Here is a 20,141-nt window from a genome sequence, read left to right on the forward strand (position 1 = left end):
CGCGGCACATACACCGGTAACAACTAATATTTAACTGCTCCGTCAGCAGAAATATTTATACCATTAAGAGAATGAATAAACGTGACTAATATAATAATACGATATTTTTTCGATCTAAACAATATATAATTAATATAAAAATGATCTAATTTTGATATATATAAACGAGGTGAAAGAATGGAATTACGTCAACTTCGCTATTTTGTTGAGGTTGCGGAGCGTGAACACGTATCTGAGGCAGCAGTCGCTTTACATGTAGCACAATCCGCAATAAGTCGGCAAATAGCTAATTTAGAGGCAGAATTGGGTGTAGAACTCTTTGAACGAGAAGGAAGAAATGTCCGCCTCACTCATATCGGCAAGATTTTTCTAACTCATACCAAAACGGCATTAAAAGCAATTGATCATGCCAAAAAGCAAATTGATGAATACATAGATCCTGAACGTGGTTCCATAAAAATTGGTTTCCCGACTAGCCTTGCTAGTAATTTTTTACCTTCCGTAGTGTCTGCATTTAAAAAATTGCATCCGAAGATCGGTTTCCAATTACGGCAAGGATCTTACAACTTTCTGATTGAATCGGTAGAAAACCGGGAACTGGACGTTGCATTTTTAGGGCCAGTCTTTACAGAGCATCCTGATATTATTGGTGATGTGCTATTTGAGGAAAACTTTTATGCTTTGGTACCGAGATCGCACCCACTTGCCGATGCGAAAAGTGTAGACTTTAAGGAGTTATATAATGAAGATTTTGTCTTATTTCCTGAAGGATTTATTCTCCACCAACTCGTGATTGACGGCTGTGAAAATGCTGGCTTCACACCTAGAGTTACTTCTGAGGGGGAGGATTTAGATGCGATTAAAGGGCTGGTTGCGGCAGGCATTGGGATTACGCTCCTACCCGAAAGTGCCTTTAATGACTTAAATTCGGATTACAGTGTAAAAGTAGCGATTAAAAATCCTGAGTTAACCCGAACAGTAGGTTTGATAATTCCAAAACATCGACGGCTGGCACCTTCTGAACAGGTGTTTTATGACTTTGTTAAATATTATTTCGCCAATAAATCGCGTTGATTGTAGATTTTACAATGTCATGGGCTTGTCTAGGCGGTTAAGCATTGATCCAGTGGGACTCAAGTATGAAACCATCGGAAAGGCTTGGCGCTGCTTTATGAATATGGTGATTGAAAATGAAAATTGGTTAAGTAAACGGCTACCCTATCCCTATGTAGTAAAAGTGTAAACATTTTAATATTTTTAGTAAGAAAAAGAAAAAAACGGAATTTCCGTCCGGTCCTTTATTTCTATCCGAAACTAGATATACGGACTACCCATAAGACGGATTATGTCAAGTATTCAGGGGTCTATTCCATGTAGTAAAGTTAATTGTTTGTCAGTGCTAATAGGCGCTGCGGAAATAGGTTGCGCTTTTCGCGAGACAAGGCTTAGCCTCCTGATATGAACGAAACTGTCAAGGTCCCCACTCTGCACCAAGTTTTAATCTATTTTTGACAAACTTTAAGAAGAGAAGTGATTTTTGGCTTCTTTACTTTCTTGGTGTTACATGTGTAGCCTACTCGTCAGCAAAGATCGCTTCCTGCGGGGTCTTCACACTGCGCTATTCTCGCAGTCTCCACCTATTTCCTCCGCTGGGTAGTAGCACTACAATCGAACGAACTGCTAACATGAAGAGATCAACGCACTATTATCCTGCAAATAAGCAAGCCGCATCACCTTTTGGAGAAACGATTGGATCGTTATTATACTTATAGATGATGGAACTATTTCGTAGCATGGATCCATCATGATATCGAAAATCAATGGAGGGTTTGTTTCTTTTTATTGCTATACTATCTAGGTACTTAGAACACTTCATCCTTGCAGTGATAATCATTGTTGAATCGCTTTCTAGCGGAGGAAATATGCGGAGACTCCTAAGCGGTTCGTAGGCTAAACCCGTGACTTCCTGTCACAACGCCTGCACTTGCACGTCCTGTGCATCGCAGGACGAGCTGAAGATCCACTTGAAAAAGCGCTCTTCTTTTGCAAGTTAGCTGAAGCCGGCCCCATGGAAAGCGCAGCATATTCCCGCAGCGCTTGCTTTGCACAGATAAAACGATCAAACTCACCACTTAGAAAAGTGGACTACTTGACATAATCCGTCTTATCGGCACCCCAGTTGTTCAAGGTCAAAATCGTTTCACATCTTATAATACCAAAAATGTTTATCCTTGGTATAATAGGATGTAAAAGTTTTAATTTGAGGTAAACGACGTTTTGGGTGGTTTTATAGTTTACATAATATAATTATCGAAAACTATAAAACACTACAATGCGTCGTGTTTTGTTAAAGCGCAAAAGACAGAGAAAAACTAACCACGCTTATATGTGATGTGGTTAGTTTTTCTCTGTCTTAGGATGGTAACTTACTTAACCATCGTTCAGGGTGTTTAAATTCTAGTTCTTCTATCAAGTAATGCTCCATATTCGATAAATTCGTTGACCATAGTGCATCCTCCATGGTGAATTGAAATGGTACCTTGGTGTAGATAGCAGCAAGTTTACGGGAGATATCTAAATCTTCTTGATACGCTTCTAGCTTTTTCTGCATCCCTTTCGTCAGCTGCTCTCGATTTGCTAATAGATTATCAATAGATTGATATTCTTGTAGCAGTTTTAATGCTGTTTTTTCTCCAACTCCTTTGATTCCCGGATAATTATCCGAGCTGTCACCCATTAACCCTTTTAAATCAATAATTTGTTTAGGGAGTAATCCTTTTTTCTCAAAGAAATTATCGCTGTTGAACAAGTCATAATTGCCTTGGCCCTTCTTCATAATTGCGACTTGAATCTGATCATCTACCAACTGTAATAAATCTTGATCACCACTCACCACGGTAACAAAATGGTCTGATTGTAATTGCTGCGCTAGTGTACCAATACAATCATCCGCTTCGTAACCTACTTCTCCTATATTGGGAACCTGAAACATCGTTACGATATCCTTGGCCAAGTCAAATTGTGGGACAAGTTCCGCTGGTGGTGCTTCGCGGTTTGCTTTATAACCCGCATACAATTCATTACGAAATGTTTTACTACCCATATCCCAACAGCAGACAACATGTGTGGGAGCAAAGGTTTCCACCGCATTTGTAAAATAGTTAAGAAAACCAAATAAGCCATTACGAGGGATACCTTTACTATTCACCATGAAATTCCCTGAAAAGGCCGTTGCAAAAAAACCTCTAAACAGTAATGCCATTCCATCAATTATCAATACATGTGATTTATCTTTCATATCCGTCATCCTTTAATCTTTTTTTCCACTCTTGCACAGGAATAGTTGCTGTCATTGCCAAATCTTAAGTCATTTCGTCAAGAATGTGACCCAGCCTGATCCAAGATTCGAAGAAAAACTTGTACGCTTTCTAGCAGTTCATGTTACTCCCTATACTAAAGTTGAGTTTATTTACTTTATCAAGCATCCATTGTATATTAAACGTTATGAGATAATTTTGCAATAAAAGGAGTTTAATAGATGACTAGACAACAAGAAAAGGCAACCTTTGCTGGTGGCTGCTTTTGGTGTATGGTAAAACCATTTGATCAATGGGATGGCGTCATAAGTGTCCAATCTGGTTATACGGGAGGACAAACTAAAAATCCCAGTTATGAAGAGGTGAAAACAGGTACAACTGGACATTTTGAAGCTGTGCAAATCACTTATGAACCAGAAATCATCTCTTATCAGCAAATCTTAGATGTATATTGGCCACAGATTGATCCAACCGATGACGGTGGACAATATATGGATCGTGGTCCACAATATCGGACAGCAATTTTTTACCATGACAACAAGCAAAAACAATTGGCAGAAGCCTCTAAGAAAAAACTGATCGATTCTGACCGTTTTCAAGCAAAGATTGTCACGTCCGTCCTGCCTGCTGACGTGTTTTATCCAGCTGAATCTTATCATCAGGATTTTTATAAGAAGCAGAAAGAGGCCTATAAGCAGGAACGTATACAATCTGGAAGAGATGCGTTTATTGAAAAGTATTGGCACTAATTCCCCACTGTTAATATATTGAAAAGCAACAAAAATTCTGATCGATAATATTCGAGCTGTAAACAAAAAGGTTCTTAGTTTCCCTTCTAAGAACCTTTTTGTTTACCATTGTTTAATCTCTGCTCGGTCACCTTTACTGTTTCCTTTAGTAGCGAAACGATTGGAAAGCTCTTGTTTCACATCGCTTAATGCCACACCTTGATCGGCCATCATGACGAAAGTATGGTAGAGCAAGTCACTTACTTCCTTAGTTACCTCTTCGTTATCTTGATTCTTAGCAGCAATGACTACTTCTCCTGCCTCTTCAATCACCTTTTTACCAATTTTATCGACTCCTTTATCAAAGAGGTAATTGGTATAGGAATTCTCCACACGTTCTAACTTACGCTGTTCTACTTCCTCCATGACATGCTCTATGATGGCTCCATCAAAATTATCGTTCGTTTCCGCTACTCGATTAAAAAAGCAGCTTTGTCTTCCAGTATGACATGCCGGACCTGCTGGGATCACTTGAATTAACAATGTATCTTGATCACAATCCAGATCAATCGATTGTACCTCTTGGGTATTACCAGAGGTAGCACCCTTGTGCCATAGCTCATCCCTTGACCGTGAATAAAACCATGTTTGTTTCGTTTCTAACGTTTTTTGGTAGCTTTCCTCGCTCATATATGCCAGCATCAGCACATCTTTCGTATCATAATCGGTGACAATAGTGGGGATTAACCCTTTAGAAAAATCAGGTTTCACGAATATTCACTCCTTGTTCTGCACATACCTGCTTTACTTCTTCAATGGTAAAGCTGTTCTCATGAAAAATGGAGGCAGCCAGCCCAGCCGATACATCGGTTTTATTGAATACTTCAGGAAAATGCTCTGGCTTACCAACTCCCCCAGATGCAATCACTGGGATTCTTACAGATTCAACAACAGCGGCAGTTAATGGAAGGTCAAAACCATTCTTGACACCGTCCGTATCCACGCTAGTTAATAAAATCTCACCAGCACCACGCTGCTCAACTTCCTTCGCCCATTCTAAGGCATCTATACCGGTGTCTTTACTGCCCCCATGTGTCATCACATGCCATTTATCACTGACACGTTTGGCATCAATTGCCACCACTGTGCATTGTGCACCGAAACGATTGGAGGATTGGGTAATGAGCTCCGGATTATTTACTGCTGCGGAATTGATGCCAACTTTATCTGCTCCTGCCTGAAGCAATCGATTTACATCTTCTATCGTACGAACTCCTCCGCCTACCGTAAACGGGACAAACACTTGCGCTGCTGTTTCTTTAACAATATCGACCATTGTTTGGCGCCCTTCGTTAGTCGCTGAAATGTCTAAAAAAGTAATTTCATCTGCCCCAGCTTTGGAATATTGGGAGGCCATTTCCACCGGATCACCTAGTTCTCTTAAACCAACGAAATTTGTTCCTTTCACCACTTTACCTTCCTTCACATCAAGGCATGGTATAATTCTTTTTGCAAGCATATACTGTTACCTCCTTGTTTCGGTTATTTTCATAAATGTTTGTAGCAATTGCATCCCTATTTCTCCGCTTTTTTCTGGATGAAACTGCATGCCTACTACATTGCTTTTCCTAATGATAGCTGGAACCGTCGTACCATAATCAGCAGAAGCGACTACATATTGTGGCGCTGTTACTGCTTGAAAAGAATGGACAAAATAGACGTGTTTATCTTGAAAGGCAGCAAAATCATCTTGTCCTGTAGTGATATCTAATTTATTCCATCCGATGTGCGGCAAAATATAAGGGGTTTCTATCGCTTGGATCTCTCCTGGGATTAGTCCTAAACCAGAAGATATCCCATTTTCATAACCTGTATCCAGTAAAAGTTGCATCCCGAGACAAATCCCTAAAAAGGGTTTCTCTGCTGCCAAATTACGTAAAAGATCGGCGAGATTACGCTCTTCTATCTCTGCAACAGCCGCTTGAAAAGAGCCTACTCCAGGTAAGATAAGATGACTTGCTTGTTTTAATCGCTCTGGATCATCGGTTACTTCTACTTGATAACCTAGACGCTTGAAGGCTGTTTGAACACTAGCGATATTTCCCATACCGTAATCTACAATAGCTATCATTCGATGTACCCCTTTGTGGAATTGACTCCCTGAATTTCAGGGTTGATGCGTACTGCTTCACCTAATGCTCGACCAAGCGCTTTAAACAATGCCTCAATTTGGTGATGGGAATTAGATCCATGAATGATTTTTGCATGTAAGGTAATGGCCGATTGGAAGGCAAAAGCCTGCATAAATTCTTCCACTAATTCCGTGTCAAAATTGCCTAAACGTTCTTGTTTAAACGATGCATCGAAAACGAGATACGGGCGACCGCTTATATCCAAAGCAACAAACCCTAACGATTCATCCATTGGCACATAGGAACTTCCAAAGCGATTGATCGAATGTTTGTCACCTAAAGCTTCTTTTACTAATTGTCCTAATACGATGCCCACATCTTCTACCGTATGATGGCTGTCAATATGCAAATCTCCATCTGCCTTGACATGGAGTCCAATCCGGCCATGGCGGGCAAAAGCAGTCAACATATGATCAAAAAAGCCCACCCCTGTAGCAATACTCACTTCATTAGGATTATCTAAATCCACGGTAACAGCAATTTTCGTCTCTAATGTTTCTCTTGTTTTACTAGCCTTTCTCATTTCTTCTCCTCCAAGCGTTTGCGAACAGCCAGCCCATGACCAGCCAGTTGTTCTTGATTTGCGATCGTCACCACATCTTCACCAGCTTGTTGCAGAGCCGTTTCAGTATAGTATAGATAGGTCGTTTTCTTAACAAAGTCATCTACCGATAATCCTGATGAAAAACGAGCCGTGCCTGATGTTGGCAGAACATGATTAGGACCAGCATAATAATCGCCCAGTGCTTCAGGTGTATAATGACCTAGAAAAACAGATCCCGCATGTTTGACGTTACCTAGATGGCTTAGTGGGTCTTCTACTTGAATTTCTAAATGTTCAGGGGCGATTTGATTGGATAAGGCAAAGGCCTCCTCCAACGAATCTACTACAACGGCTGCCCCTTTTTCCTGCAATGCAGCAACAGCAATATCCTTACGCGGCAAACTGGCGGTTTGTTCCGATAAGGCCTCTACTACTTTACGCACTAATTCAGCAGAAGTCGTTATCAGAAAGGCGCGTGCATTCGTATCGTGCTCTGCTTGGGCAATCAAATCAGCTGCTGTAAAGCTCGGATTTGCTGTTTCATCTGCAATAATCGCCACTTCACTTGGTCCGGCAATCATATCAATACCAACATCACCATATACTAATTTTTTTGCTGCCGCGACGTAGGCATTTCCCGGGCCAACAATTTTGTCTACCTTAGGAATCGTTGCCGTTCCATAAGCAAGGGCGGCAATCGCCTGTACCCCACCTACTTTATAAATACGATTTACACCTGCAATATCAGCCGCTACAGCGAGGATTGGGGCTAATGTTTCGCCATCCTTTACCGGAGTGGTCATAATCACTTGGTCCACACCAGCCAAAACAGCAGGAATAGCGTTCATTAACACAGTAGATGGATATACGGCTGTCCCACCTGGTACATAAATTCCTACACGATCAAGCGGGCGGAAAAGCTGACCAGAGATAACGTCCCTTTCTGCTTGCATGAGACGAGAGTGATTTAATTGTTTCCGGTGAAATGACCGAATATTTTCGGCTGCTTTTTGTAAGGCGGTAATGACTTGGGTGTCAACAAGGTCCCATGCCTCTTTACGTTCTTCGTCAGTAACCAGTAATGTGTCTGGTGCTTTACCATCAAATTGTTCCATATATTTTCGAACAGCACGGTCCCCTTGTGTTTGCACATCTGCAATAATCGAACTAGCTGCCTGCAAAAAAGGCTGCTGCTCCTGACTATTGGCCTGTTCTGGAAGGGCCTTCTTTAAAAATTGGTCAACGGTTAACTGTGGAATCATGTTTGTTTCGCCCCTTTCTTAAATCGTTCGATGACAGGTGTTAACTGATTCCGTTTAATCTTCAGGGAAGAACGATTAGCAATTAACCTAGCGCTAAAGGAAAAGAATTCATCCTCTATCACCAAGCCATTTTCCTTTAGTGTTGTCCCTGTTTCGACAATGTCTACAATTGCATCGGCCAAACCGAGGATCGGGGCTAACTCAACCGATCCTTCTAACCGAATGATATCCACAGACTCTCCTTTTTCTTTAAAATAGCTCTTGGTAATATGGGTAAAGGTACTGGCAATCCTCTTCTTCTGATCTGGCCAAGTATGGTCTGCTTTCGTGGCTAAGGCCATGCGACAATAACCAAAGGGCAACGGAAATAAATTGTATACATCTGGCTCATGTTCAATTAAAATATCACCGCCGACCACTCCTAAGTCAGCAATACCGTTCTCTACATAGGTTGTGACATCTACTCCTTTAGCAAAAAAGAAGGAGAAATCATTGGTTTCTACTTGCAACTTGCGGCCTTTTTCCTTCAAAGGACCGATTTCATAACCCAAGCTTTCGAAAAAGGTCAAAAATTGTTTTTCGAGCCGTCCTTTTGTTAATGCGATTACTGGCTTCATAGCTTTACCACCTTATATTGACTGTTCTCTTCAACTACTTGATATAGGTTTTTATAGTTTGCCGGATTCTCCAGCTGGTATTGAATGTCTACCACTTGCTCGGCAAGCTCTGTACGATAAGCCTCGGCAATGGCATGTGTCTCCGGCTTGGCAATAATACAAGCCTTACTTGTCTCTGAAGCTGGCTGCATACATGTAGCTAAGACATCTACATCAAAGGCAAGACCAACTGCCGAGATGGTCTGCTCAAACTGTTCATATAACTTGTCATATCTACCGCCTGAAAAGCAAGTAGATCCATTATTCGTTAAGAATGCCCGAAACATGATGCCATCATAATATGGCAAGTTTTTCACTCTCCCTAGATCGACAATCACCTCCGTTACTCCGCTTGCCTCCAGCAAATTAATTAATTGGTCAATATGGTCCAAAATATCAATTAACGCCGGCTGTTCCGCCCAGTTTTTGCGGTATTGCGTAACGATATCTCTGGAACCATAGGCATTGATAAGGGCAAGCAAGGCTTCGACAAGTGTTGCATCTCCATGGACATGAGCGATCTCTTCTACTAAATCGGCCCGCTTATCATGCATGGCTGATAGTAACTGCAATTCTTGGTCCTTCGTCAAGGAATAAGGAGCAATTAATTCCTCGAAGATACCAGTGTGTCCTAGTTCAAAGACGTAATGATCAATATTTAACTGTTGTAGATAAGCGATTGCCGTCAACAGACTCTCCGCTTCTCCATAAAAGGTATCTGCATGGACAATTTCAATTCCCGCCTGCCTGCTTTCTGTTTCTTCTTTGTCAAAACGAAAGACACTGCCTTGATAAGACCATTTTTGTTCCGTTGGTGGCTGACCAGCAATGGCACGAGCAATCGCTGCCGTCCAATCCGGACGCAATACTTCTATTTCGCCATCTCCGTTAAACCATTTTAACATGGACTGCAGATCCATCCCGGCGATTTCATTGGTGAAAGTAGCAGCATATTCCACTACAGGTGTGGCAATTGGTTTGAAATTTCTGCGTTCAGCTACAAGGCGGAATATCTCCGAAGCCTTTAAACGATTGGATATTTGAGCACCTGTCTCATCTTGACTTCCTGCTGGTAAAAACATTTTGTTCACATCCTATTTTTCACTTTATTGATTTACCACTCTACTGTGATAAAGCGTTTGATTATGTTTATAACCATATCATACTTTTTTCATTATTGTCAATTCCCTCTTTTCAATCTACTGTGAAAGTTATACAATGAGATCATTACCTTAAATGAGAGGATGGACCATTTACATGAATGGAGATTATCACGTACATACCGCCTACTGCCCCCACGGTTCTGATGACCAGCTGTCTCAATATATTGAACAAGCAATCAGCAAGGGCTTAGCAGAGCTTAGTTTTACAGAGCACGCCCCTTTACCAAAAAACTTTGTGGACCCAAGTCCAGAGAAGGACAGCAGTATGAAATGGGAAGACCTTGAGGCCTACATCCAGTCTGTTCAAACAGCCAAACAGCAATACCAATCCGATATCCAGATTAATCTAGGTTTTGAATTAGATTATATTGAAGGGTTTGAAAGAGAAACCACCGATTTCCTCGCTCAATACGGAAAATATATGGATGACGGCATTTTATCAGTACATATGTTAAAGAAAGAAACGAACCATTATGTATGTTTGGATTACAGCAGGGATGAATTTCAGCGCATCATTCAACTATTCGGCGATGTAGAAACCGTCTACCAGAAATACTATCAAACCGTGGCTTCTGCCATTGCAGCCGACTTAGGTCCCTATAAACCGAAACGTTTGGGACATCTTACCTTAATACATAAATTCCAGCACGCTTTCCCAGTGAATATGCAAGAACAAGCGGTGATCGCTTCCTTATTGGACACCATAAAATTAGCGGGGTTATCCCTTGATTTAAATACGGCTGGTCTTTATAAAGACGATTGCCAGGAAATATATCCAGCACCTGCCATCGTTGAACAGGCTATTCAAAAAGGGATTCCTTTACAGCCTGGTTCAGATAGTCATCAAGCTTCCACTATCGCCCGTGGTTTTGAACAGCTCTATCCATGGCTACGTTAAGGCGAGAACGTTTATTTTGCACTTTAAGAAAGAATAAAAAATGCAAGGAATAAAGTATAAGTGCAACTAAGGCATTCGCAAAAGGCTTGGCGAATGCCAAGTTCTCTTTATCTGAATAGGAGACGATTTTACACGTCAACCAGCAGCTCATCAATGTAAGCTGCTGGTATATTTTATGGCCGTGCCAACATGTTTGTTAATTGCTGGTGAATGGTTTCTAATTGCTGCTTGTTCTCACCTGAATGCTGGATACCATCTCGTAAATGCTGATAATAGGATACGATTTCGTCCGTAAACTGTTGAATAAACGGATGATAATGCGCCTGCCATTGCTGTTGATAGTATAGACGTAATTGTTCTTCTAATTGCTCTAGTGCCTGCTGCCATTCCGTTTGTAAATAAGCGGCCGATTCTTCCTCTAGCACTTGTCTACCTTTTTCCGCAAAAAACGCTTTGGTATCCTTATAAGCTTGTACCCATTTACTTAACTGTTGTTCTGCTATGATCAAATCATAGAGTTCAACGGGTGCCTTATTAAAATGCACATCTTCCCACTGTGATAAGGAAAAGTTATCATCGATGTGCTGTGCTTTTGCTTGTGTATCTTGTCTCATTTGTTGCAAAGCTTGATTCATACTTTGCTCCAAACGAATCGATATCGCTTCAAACTCGTGTTGTAATCTCCTATTTAAAGCCTTGATTAATTGGTTTAATGCCTGTTCCAGCTCCTTTTTCCCTTTACGACCTTGTGATTTGATCGCACCAGGGTGTACAAAATCCTTAAATACATCTTGATACTGTATCGTTAAGCGCTGAGTCGCATAATAGATTTGTTTATGGAGTTTCTGTAAAACGGTCTCTAGGTATACCTGACCCTCTACTTTTGCAATGATTTGCTTGATCTGCTGTTCTTTCCTATCATTTTCTGCTAGAATAGCCACCTTTTCTTGTTCATTACTATTCACGATCGATAACCACTGGGTAACTAACCCCAAGCCTTTAGATAAATCCGTATAAATAGCTTGCATACTCATTTGTGTCAATTCTTCTTTGATAAAACGATAGAAATTCCGTTCAAATGCCAGCAATCCCGTATCCTCTGTTTTTGCCTGTAGCGCCTGTTTACTAGACACGGCATGCATTCTCGGCTGGGTAATATCAAACACTTGTAATTCTTTACGGATGTAATCAATCACTAATTGTGCCTCTGTCTGATCTTTTGCTAAATCAATCGCATTGATAATAAAGAACATTTTGTCTAAAGCAAAGGCGTCCTTCACTGTACCAAGACGTTCGAGAAATTGCTGGTCCGGCTTTGAAAACGGATGATTATAGTAGGTCACAAATAGAATCGCGTCGGCATCTTTTATATAAGAAAAGGCGAGTTCTGTATGGCGGGCATTGACCGAATCCGCTCCCGGTGTATCTACTAGCGTAATTTGCTTATCCGTTAATGGCGATTGATAAAACAATTCCATTTCTTTGACAAAACAAGCGATTTCTTCATCCCTAATGTATCGTTGAAATGACGTAAACCCGATGCGGTAGGCCGTACCAATTCGCTCTTTCATTTCTGGATAACCATGAAGAAATGCAGTCAAAAAAGACTTGTGTTGATCGGCGATGGTCAACTTGTCTAGATTTGTTTTTTTAACCCAACGATAGGCTTCCTGTATATGTTCAAAGGTTTGCGCCGTCATTTCATTGATGTTCTCGATCAATTCTTGCTCCTGTTTCAAGACCACATAAACGTCCTTATGTCGGTAGTCCCCTCGGATTGGACTGATTTTATTAATCGCTGCCGTCGTAGGGTTAGGAGAAACCGGTAATACCTTTTCTCCAATTAAAGCATTCGCAAAAGAAGACTTTCCGGCACTAAAGGCCCCAAATAAGGCAATAGTAAACGAGCGCTCCTGTAATCTTGTCTGTTTATGAGTCAAGTCGTTACTCAATCCTTGCAGATCCTGAATGGGTGCAAACAAACGCAATGCTGTTTGCACATCACTCACTGTTTGATCGAAACGGTGGCTAGTTACAGCCTCTTTTGTCTTAGGGGTCGCATCATTATGTTCTTCTACCATGGTAGAAGCGGTTGACATTTCGTTTAAATTAACAAGCTTTGTTACTTTATTGGATGCTAATTGCTGTTCTATCAAGGCGAGTAATGACGTATCACACGCATAGTCTGGAGACAAAATAGCAAAGGCCTCCACTCGTAATGCTGCATAGCCCTCTTTACATCTATCCATTTGATCCAGCAATGACTGATAATGCCGTTGGTGCTCTATCTCTGTCATTGTTTTTTCCAACATTTGGTTTGTTAGTTGTAAAATATCGGATTCAAGCTCTTGCCATTTTTGCTTATAATATTGACGGTAGGTTCGTTTGATCGCTTGCGCAACTCGATCGGTATAGACAAGCAAATATTCTCCATTTAGAGTAGCCCCTTCATCCATTAACTGGACAAAATCAGTAGGCTGAAAATGGGAAGTGAAAATAGACTCCGAAAAATCCACTGGCATATAGGGCTGTATCATCTCTGTTAACTTATCACGAAGCTTCCACTCTAACCCGATCTCTACTTTCTCTCTTAACGCCTCATAAAAAGCCGTCAAGCGCTGCTCTCGTTCTGCTTGGATCTTCTTTTGATTGCGAAATAGACCCGTTTTGAATTTCTGATCATAAGCAACTAATACCTGTTCTGCCTTTTCTCGAATATCGAAAGGGACAAGCTGGGCATTCTTTGTCGTTCTCTCTACTTCATCTGAGAAACTAGCAATGATCTGCTCTTTTTCTTCCACTGTTTTTTGATAGGTTTGCTGTAGTGTTTCGCTATCCTCTGCCATTTCTGGAAGTGTATCTAACTCTTCTTGCCACCCCTCAAGCTGGACATCCAATTCTTTCTGTCTATCCTGAAGAAATTCGTGAATCGTGTGTTCCATCCCTGCCTGGATCGTTTCTGTTAATAAGCGTTGATGATTCTTAGTGATCAACTGGTCAATCACTTGTTGCAGCGAATTAAATTGATTAATGACAGCCTCGTCCTTCATCGAGGTATAAAAAATTCCTTCTGGATTAATCTTCCATTGTTGAAAAACCTGTTCTAAACTTGTTTGAAAATCATCGAAGCTAATTTCTTCTTCATCGTGCTTATCCATTTGATTGATAATCACATAGTACGGTTTTTTCATGGCATCGAGTTTCTTCAAAAAAGTAGCATTAACCTCTGATTGCACATGGTTATAATCCATAATATAAAAGAGAACATCTACTTTATGTAAGGCCGATTCTGTCATTAGTCGATCGGCATCATTCGTCGCGTCAATACCAGGAGTATCCATGAAACTAATTCCTTCTGGTAATGGAGTGAATTTTTTAAATATCTCTATTTTTTTTACTTCATCACCTGCACGGCATAGTTGATGCAGGCGATCAATTGGAGGTAATGATTCCATCTTCACTGGGGATCGTTCAGCAAAGTGCACCATGATTTCATCTGGCCCTCGTCTTATTTCGACAATATTGGCACTTGTGGGAATCGGACTTTGTGGTAACAAAGGCTCGTCCATTAAACGGTTAATTAAGGTGGATTTACCTGCTGAAAAGTGTCCACTGAAACAAATGTGGAGCATTTGATTTTTTAATTTATCGTAAAAATCAAGCACTTGTTCTTGGTATTTACTCGCTTGATGTTGTTGGAAAAAGTCAAATAATTGTGCTAGTCGTAATTTTTCTGTTTCTGCGTTCGGTTTCGCTGTCTGCATCTCAAATCTCCTTGCCATTTCATGCTAATTTTTATTATACTGATTTTTGCGAAAAATGGCTAATGGTTTTTATCATTCTGTTTTGGAAAGTGATAAATAGGCACGGAAAGAAGGTGAAAATAGGAGTGATATGAGGTATGCTTTTTTCTTTGTAAGATGTTTCCCCGACTATTCTTACCACGTATGAAGAAAAATCGGATAAAGCATGCCTATGAATCAAAGGTAGATATACGGACTTCCGATAAGACGGATTATGTAAAGTGTTCAGGGATCTATTCCATATAGTAAAGTTGATCGTTTGTCAGTGCTAGGAAGCGCTGCGGAAATAGGTTGCGCTTTCCCACAGGAGTCTCCACCTATTTCCTCCGCTGGGTAGTAGCACTACAATCGAATAGACTGCTAATATGAAGAGCTCAAGCACTATCATCCTGTCCATAAGTAAGCCACATCCTCTTTTGGAGAAACGATTGGACGACGGAACTATTTTGTAGCATGAATTCATCATGATACTGAAAATCAATGGAGGGTTTGTTTCTTTTTGTTGCCATACTATCTAGGTACTTAGAGCGCTTTATCCTTGCAGTGATAATCATTGTTGAATCACTTTCTAGCGAGGGAATATGCGGAGACTGAAAAATGGTTTACAGGCTAAAATCGCAACGTCCTGGGACTGCGATTACTCGCCCCACCGAAGCCCATTTGTTGCAACGCCTGCACTTGCACGTCCTGTGCATCGCAGGACGAGCTGAAGATCCACTAAAAAGTGCTCTTCTTTTTAGTTAGCTGAAGCCGGCCCCACGGTGACTTATGCCCCGCGGGTAAAAGCGCAGCATATTCCCGCAGCGGCTTACTTCGCACAGATAAAACGATCAAACTCATCACTCAAGAAAATGAATTATTTAACATAATCCGTCTTATCGGTACCCTGGTTTGTTCAAGGTCAAAATCGTTCCACATTCTATAATACTAAAAATGCTTTCTTATCTTTTTATAAAAAGAGCCCCTGAACTGGGACTCTTCTTCCTTTTTTATATCGATGCCTGATAGATCGATTGGACGGCTTCTTCTAAGGACTTGTTGAAAGCTTGATCGGATTGATCCGCTCGCAGATCTTGGCTCAGTGCCCTGGAAAAACTAGCGATTAATCCGTCATTCTTTTTTAGCTTCTCGTTAGCTTCTTCACGAGAATAACCTCCAGATAAAGCTACCACTCGAATGACATTTGGATGTTCAATTAATTCTTGGTAGAAATTCGGCTCTGTTGGTATGGATAATTTCAACATAACCAACTCTTGATTACCTAGTTCATTTAATTGTTTCAGGATCTCCTCTTTCAAGATAGCTTCTGATTCTTGTTTGTCCGCACTATTAATATCTACTTCTGGTTCAATAATGGGAACTAAATCGGCAGCAATAATTTGTTTTCCAATCGCAAATTGCTGATCCACTACTCGTTGAATGGCAGCTGGATTGGCTTGTTTAATAACCGAACGCATTTTAGTACCAAAGATGTGCCGTTCGTTGGCTCGTCTTAAAGTATCTTGCAAGTCATTAATTGGCTTCATTAACTGAACACCATCTTCTTCTTCAGCAAGCCCCTTATCGACTTTCAAAAATGGAACAATATCCTTTTCCTCTGCTAAGTAATCGGCTGTATATTTTCCTTCTACTTTACTATCCATGGTTTGTTCAAAAAGAATGGCACCCAAAATAAAATCAGCGTTAAAAGCAGGAGATGTCACAATTCTTGTCCGCATTTTGTGCACTAAATCAAACATTTCATCTTCACTAGAATAAGCGTCTTCTGGTACACCATATGCAGCCAAAGCCTTTGGTGTACTACCGCCGCTCTGATCCAATGCAGCAATAAATCCTTTGCCTTGTTTCATTTTTTCTAATTGATGTGTTTGCATGTTTCCACTCCTTCTAATTGATTGAGGAAAGCATTATTTTCCATAGCTTTATTGTAACATATGCTACGGTAAAGGTTAACTGTTCTACCTTGTTGTTTGATATCGTACACCAAAGGGTACATTGATGAAAAACAATAAAACGCATATCATATAAGTTGAATGAAATTATTTTTTATTTCTGTTATATATAGAAGTTCAACTTACATATGTCAGATGGCAGTGTTAATAAAAGAACATGGAGTGGATAAGATGAATACTCAGAATAAGCTATTAATCGATCAAACAGCCCTTGTTACTGGAGCAGGCTCTGGAATGGGAAAAGCCTCTGCTTTAGCTCTGGCACATGCTGGGGCTCGACTATGCCTGTTCGATATCGACGAGAAGAATGCAGAGAAAGTCAAAACGGTTATTGAAGAAAACGGTGGTGAGGCCTTTGTCTCCAAAGTTGATCTCGCCGATGATAAACAGGTGCAGCAAGCAATGAAAGAAACGGAACAACGCTACGGCACATTAGATATTGTCTTTGCGAATGCAGGGATTAATGGTGTACTCGCTCCGATTGAGGATTTGACGTCGACGGATTGGGAAAAGACAATGCAAACCAACCTACAAGGAACCTTTCACACCGTAAAGTATGCGATCTCTTTGATGAAAGAGTCTGGAGGTAGCATCATAATTACAAGCTCTGTGAATGGTAATCGTGTCTTTTCTAATCTCGGTATGGCTGCTTATAGTACATCTAAAGCAGGTCAAGTAGCCTTTGGTAAAATGGCTGCACTCGAATTAGCCCAATACGGGATTCGTGTCAATATTATCTGCCCAGGAGCATTTGAGACAAATATAGGGGAAAACACGAAGACAACGGACGCCTTGCAAAAAATTAAGATCCCTGTTAACTATCCTACAGGCGATCAGCCACTAGAGCATAAACCTGGCAAGCCTGAACAGATAGCTGACCTTGTCCTATTCTTAGCTTCCAATCAGTCTAAACATATAACTGGTACGGAGTTGTATATTGATGGAGCCGAATCATTATTATAAGCCAAGTGAGTATTATCCAGTCGCTTCTTTGTGATCCTTAATGGTGCAAAACATAGTTATGGACTAAGAGAATAAATCCTGTGCGCTTGAGGGTTGCAACAACGTATTTGACAGGATCCTTTTTTATCGCAATAAATGTCAAGACAGTTTTCCGGAACCATGAAAAAGGAGCTGATCTATGTCATCAGCTCCAAGTTACTATTATGACTCTGGTTCAGGGAAGGCAGTGGAAAGCCCAATCTGACGCTTGATTCGGACAACTTCACCGGAATTATCTGAATCAATGACGTAAGAACCATTCGTATACCGATCACTTAATGGTAATTCAAATGGTTTGACCGTATGCTGCTGGTACTTGGCTGTAATGATATCAAATTGATCCTCAGGACTGGTTAAGGCAAAGCCAACCAATCGGTGCGGTTTTGTTTTTAGTTCACGTAGCATGACTAGACCTTTTTTGGCACGCGTCGATTTCTCAAAGCGATCAATTGGCATTCGTTTACAAGAACCCCTCTGAGTGGTGACGAACAATTGGCGGTCCTCATGCCATTCGTTCAACATTACGGCATTTACCACATATTCATCCTGTTTCAATTGAATAGCTTTCACACCTGAAGCACGTTGACCAACGGTTGATACTTCTGATTCATGGTACCACAAGCCATATCCTTTATTAGTGGCAACAAAAATATCCTGATGCCCATCCGTCTCGTACACATTAATTAGTTCATCTTCCTTTTTGACATTCAAGGCAATCAGAGGTCTGGAAAAACGTTGCGAAGCATAAAGATCCAGTGTACTTTTTTTGACCATCCCATTTTTGGTGAAGAAAATCAAGCATTTCTCCTGACTGAATTCCCGGACAGGTATTGCTTTAACAATCTTCTCGTTTTTTTCCACGGAGGTAATATTGGAAATGTGCTGACCTAATTCTTTCCAGCGAATGTCTGGTAATTGATGTACAGGCAACGGTAGATAACGCCCTTTATTAGTAAAGACAAGTAAGTGATCAGTGGTGTTTAGTTCCAGCAAAGAAATTAAATGGTCATCGTCTTTGATCATGAAATCTTCTTGACTGGAAGCAGTATAAGAACGGATGCTCGTTCTTTTGATATACCCTTGCTCTGTTACGGAAGTAATGACATCTTCGCTAGCAACAGTGACCTCTACATTAATCTTTAATTCCTCAATCTTTTCTTCAATCTTTGTTTTACGTGTATCTGCGTACTGCTTTTTCATTTGTTTCAGGTCTTTCTTGATAACCGATAACAATTTCTTTTCATCGGCTAAGATCGCTTGATAGCCTTCAATCGCTTGCTGTAACTCCGTTGCCTCTTGTTCTAGCGCCGTAATATCTGTATTGGTTAATCGATACAGTTGTAAGGTGACAATCGCTTCTGCCTGCACCTCGGTAAAATGATAAGCGGCCATAATACGATTTTTCGCGTCTTGTTTATCTTGCGAAGCTCGAATCGTCTGTATCAATTCATCCAGAATAGATACCGCCTTGATTAAACCCGCCACGATATGCGCTCGTTTCTCTGCCTTCCTTAGATCAAATTGGGTTTGCCGTGTAATAATCTCTTTCTGATGTACAATATACGCATCGATCATTTGTCTAATATTCAATAGCTGTGGAGTGCGATCTTTTATGGCAACCATATTAAAATTATAAGTAATTTGTAAATCGGTATTCTTATATAAATAATTGAGCACACCCTGACTGTCAGCGTTTTTCTTTAACTCGACAACCACTCGTAGTCCAGTGCGGTCTGTTTCATCACGCACTTCAGCAATGCCCTCTACTTTACGATCTAAACGCAGTTCATCCATGCGTTTAACTAATACAGCCTTATTCACCTCATAAGGAATCTCATCAATGACAATTTGCTCTCGATTTCCTTTAATTGGTTCAATGACTGCCTTGCTGCGGACAACCACTTTGCCTTTTCCAGTTTCATATGCCTTTTTCAAGCCTTCATAACCTTGAATAATACCACCAGTTGGAAAATCCGGTCCTTTAACAATGGTTAACAGTTCTTCAATCGTGACAGATGGTTTATCCATGCATTTAATAATTGCTTCAATGACTTCGCTTAGATTATGCGGTGGAATTTCTGTGGCATAACCTGCCGAAATACCTGTCGAGCCGTTAACTAGTAAATTGGGTATCTTTGCTGGTAAAACAACAGGTTCATTAATCGTATCATCAAAGTTCGGGACATAGTCCACCGTCTCTTTATCGATATCACGTAATAATTCTTGTGAAATAGCAGATAATCTAGCCTCCGTGTAACGCATAGCGGCTGGTGGGTCACCATCGACACTTCCGTTATTCCCATGCATCTCTACCAGAACATTACGCACTTTCCACGATTGACTCAAGCGTACCATTGCTTCATACACAGAGGAATCTCCATGTGGATGGTAATTCCCAATTACCGTTCCGATTGTTTTTGCTGATTTTCTAAAGGGTTTATCATGGGTATTCTTTTCTTCGTGCATGGCATACAAAATGCGCCGTTGCACAGGTTTCAATCCATCACGCACATCAGGAAGTGCTCGATCTTGAATAATGTATTTACTATAACGTCCGAAACGATCTCCCATCACATCTTCAAGTGGAAGATCCAAATATTTTTCTTCTACTGCCAACGAAATTC

General features: G+C 40.7%; 15 protein-coding genes. 4 read left to right on the forward strand and 11 right to left on the reverse strand.

Features of this window, described 5'->3' with window-relative positions:
* Positions 1–177 precede the first annotated feature (177 nt).
* Entirely contained in the window at positions 178–1,074 is an 897-nt protein-coding gene (gene gltC / locus E0E32_RS13485; RefSeq protein ID WP_130859963.1) for a glutamate biosynthesis transcriptional regulator GltC, read from the forward strand.
* A gap of 1,339 nt (positions 1,075–2,413) precedes the next feature.
* Here gltC and E0E32_RS13490 read toward each other — a convergent pair.
* Entirely contained in the window at positions 2,414–3,298 is an 885-nt protein-coding gene (locus tag E0E32_RS13490; RefSeq protein WP_066193572.1) for a 5'-3' exonuclease, read from the reverse strand.
* 240 nt (positions 3,299–3,538) lie between these two features.
* On the opposite strand from E0E32_RS13490, the gene msrA reads away from it, so the two are divergent.
* Entirely contained in the window at positions 3,539–4,066 is a 528-nt protein-coding gene (msrA, locus tag E0E32_RS13495) for a peptide-methionine (S)-S-oxide reductase MsrA (RefSeq protein ID WP_130859964.1), read from the forward strand.
* A gap of 102 nt (positions 4,067–4,168) precedes the next feature.
* Here the strand turns inward: msrA and hisIE are convergent, their stop codons facing one another.
* The 7 genes from hisIE to E0E32_RS13530 are packed head-to-tail and all read right to left on the reverse strand — an operon-like array spanning position 4,169 to position 9,781.
* Complete coding sequence (hisIE, locus tag E0E32_RS13500; RefSeq protein WP_130859965.1) at positions 4,169–4,816, reverse strand: bifunctional phosphoribosyl-AMP cyclohydrolase/phosphoribosyl-ATP diphosphatase HisIE; 648 nt, start codon at positions 4,814–4,816, stop codon at positions 4,169–4,171.
* The gene (hisF, locus tag E0E32_RS13505; protein ID WP_066193577.1) at positions 4,806–5,564 is read right to left on the reverse strand and encodes an imidazole glycerol phosphate synthase subunit HisF; all 759 of its coding nucleotides are present in this window, start codon (positions 5,562–5,564) and stop codon (positions 4,806–4,808) included. The genes hisIE and hisF overlap by 11 nt, the downstream gene beginning before the upstream one ends.
* 6 nt (positions 5,565–5,570) lie before the next feature.
* Complete coding sequence (hisH, locus tag E0E32_RS13510) at positions 5,571–6,176, reverse strand: imidazole glycerol phosphate synthase subunit HisH (RefSeq protein WP_130859966.1); 606 nt, start codon at positions 6,174–6,176, stop codon at positions 5,571–5,573.
* A complete protein-coding gene (gene hisB / locus E0E32_RS13515; RefSeq protein WP_066193582.1) occupies positions 6,173–6,760 on the reverse strand; it encodes an imidazoleglycerol-phosphate dehydratase HisB in 588 nt (195 codons plus the stop codon). Before hisB ends, hisH begins: the two co-directional genes overlap by 4 nt.
* On the reverse strand, positions 6,757–8,043 hold the full coding sequence (gene hisD / locus E0E32_RS13520; protein ID WP_130859967.1) for a histidinol dehydrogenase: 1,287 nt from the start codon (positions 8,041–8,043) through the stop codon (positions 6,757–6,759). Before hisD ends, hisB begins: the two co-directional genes overlap by 4 nt.
* A complete protein-coding gene (hisG, locus tag E0E32_RS13525) occupies positions 8,040–8,660 on the reverse strand; it encodes an ATP phosphoribosyltransferase (protein WP_066193585.1) in 621 nt (206 codons plus the stop codon). Before hisG ends, hisD begins: the two co-directional genes overlap by 4 nt.
* Positions 8,657–9,781, reverse strand: a complete 1,125-nt coding sequence (locus E0E32_RS13530) for an ATP phosphoribosyltransferase regulatory subunit (protein ID WP_130859968.1) — start codon at positions 9,779–9,781, stop codon at positions 8,657–8,659. The genes hisG and E0E32_RS13530 overlap by 4 nt, the downstream gene beginning before the upstream one ends.
* A gap of 175 nt (positions 9,782–9,956) precedes the next feature.
* Here E0E32_RS13530 and hisJ point away from each other — a divergent pair, with 175 nt between their 5' ends.
* Positions 9,957–10,760 carry a histidinol-phosphatase HisJ gene (hisJ, locus tag E0E32_RS13535; RefSeq protein ID WP_130859969.1) on the forward strand — a complete coding sequence of 268 codons (804 nt, stop codon included), beginning with the start codon at positions 9,957–9,959 and terminating at the stop codon, positions 10,758–10,760.
* A gap of 173 nt (positions 10,761–10,933) precedes the next feature.
* Here the strand turns inward: hisJ and E0E32_RS13540 are convergent, their stop codons facing one another.
* The gene (locus tag E0E32_RS13540; RefSeq protein WP_165445035.1) at positions 10,934–14,524 is read right to left on the reverse strand and encodes a dynamin family protein; all 3,591 of its coding nucleotides are present in this window, start codon (positions 14,522–14,524) and stop codon (positions 10,934–10,936) included.
* Positions 14,525–15,552: 1,028 nt separating this feature from the next.
* Positions 15,553–16,437, reverse strand: a complete 885-nt coding sequence (locus E0E32_RS13545) for a fructose bisphosphate aldolase (RefSeq protein WP_130859971.1) — start codon at positions 16,435–16,437, stop codon at positions 15,553–15,555.
* A gap of 213 nt (positions 16,438–16,650) precedes the next feature.
* Here E0E32_RS13545 and E0E32_RS13550 point away from each other — a divergent pair, with 213 nt between their 5' ends.
* Positions 16,651–17,478 carry an SDR family oxidoreductase gene (locus tag E0E32_RS13550; protein WP_286171922.1) on the forward strand — a complete coding sequence of 276 codons (828 nt, stop codon included), beginning with the start codon at positions 16,651–16,653 and terminating at the stop codon, positions 17,476–17,478.
* Positions 17,479–17,679: 201 nt separating this feature from the next.
* On the opposite strand, the gene parC is transcribed toward E0E32_RS13550, so the two are convergent.
* Positions 17,680–20,133 (reverse strand): DNA topoisomerase IV subunit A, encoded by a 2,454-nt coding sequence (gene parC, locus E0E32_RS13555; protein ID WP_130859973.1) that lies wholly within the window; start codon positions 20,131–20,133, stop codon positions 17,680–17,682.
* Between the last annotated feature and the right edge of the window lie 8 nt (positions 20,134–20,141).

The organism is Gracilibacillus phocaeensis, from assembly GCF_900626275.1.
Taxonomy (GTDB): domain Bacteria; phylum Bacillota; class Bacilli; order Bacillales; family Amphibacillaceae; genus Gracilibacillus; species Gracilibacillus timonensis.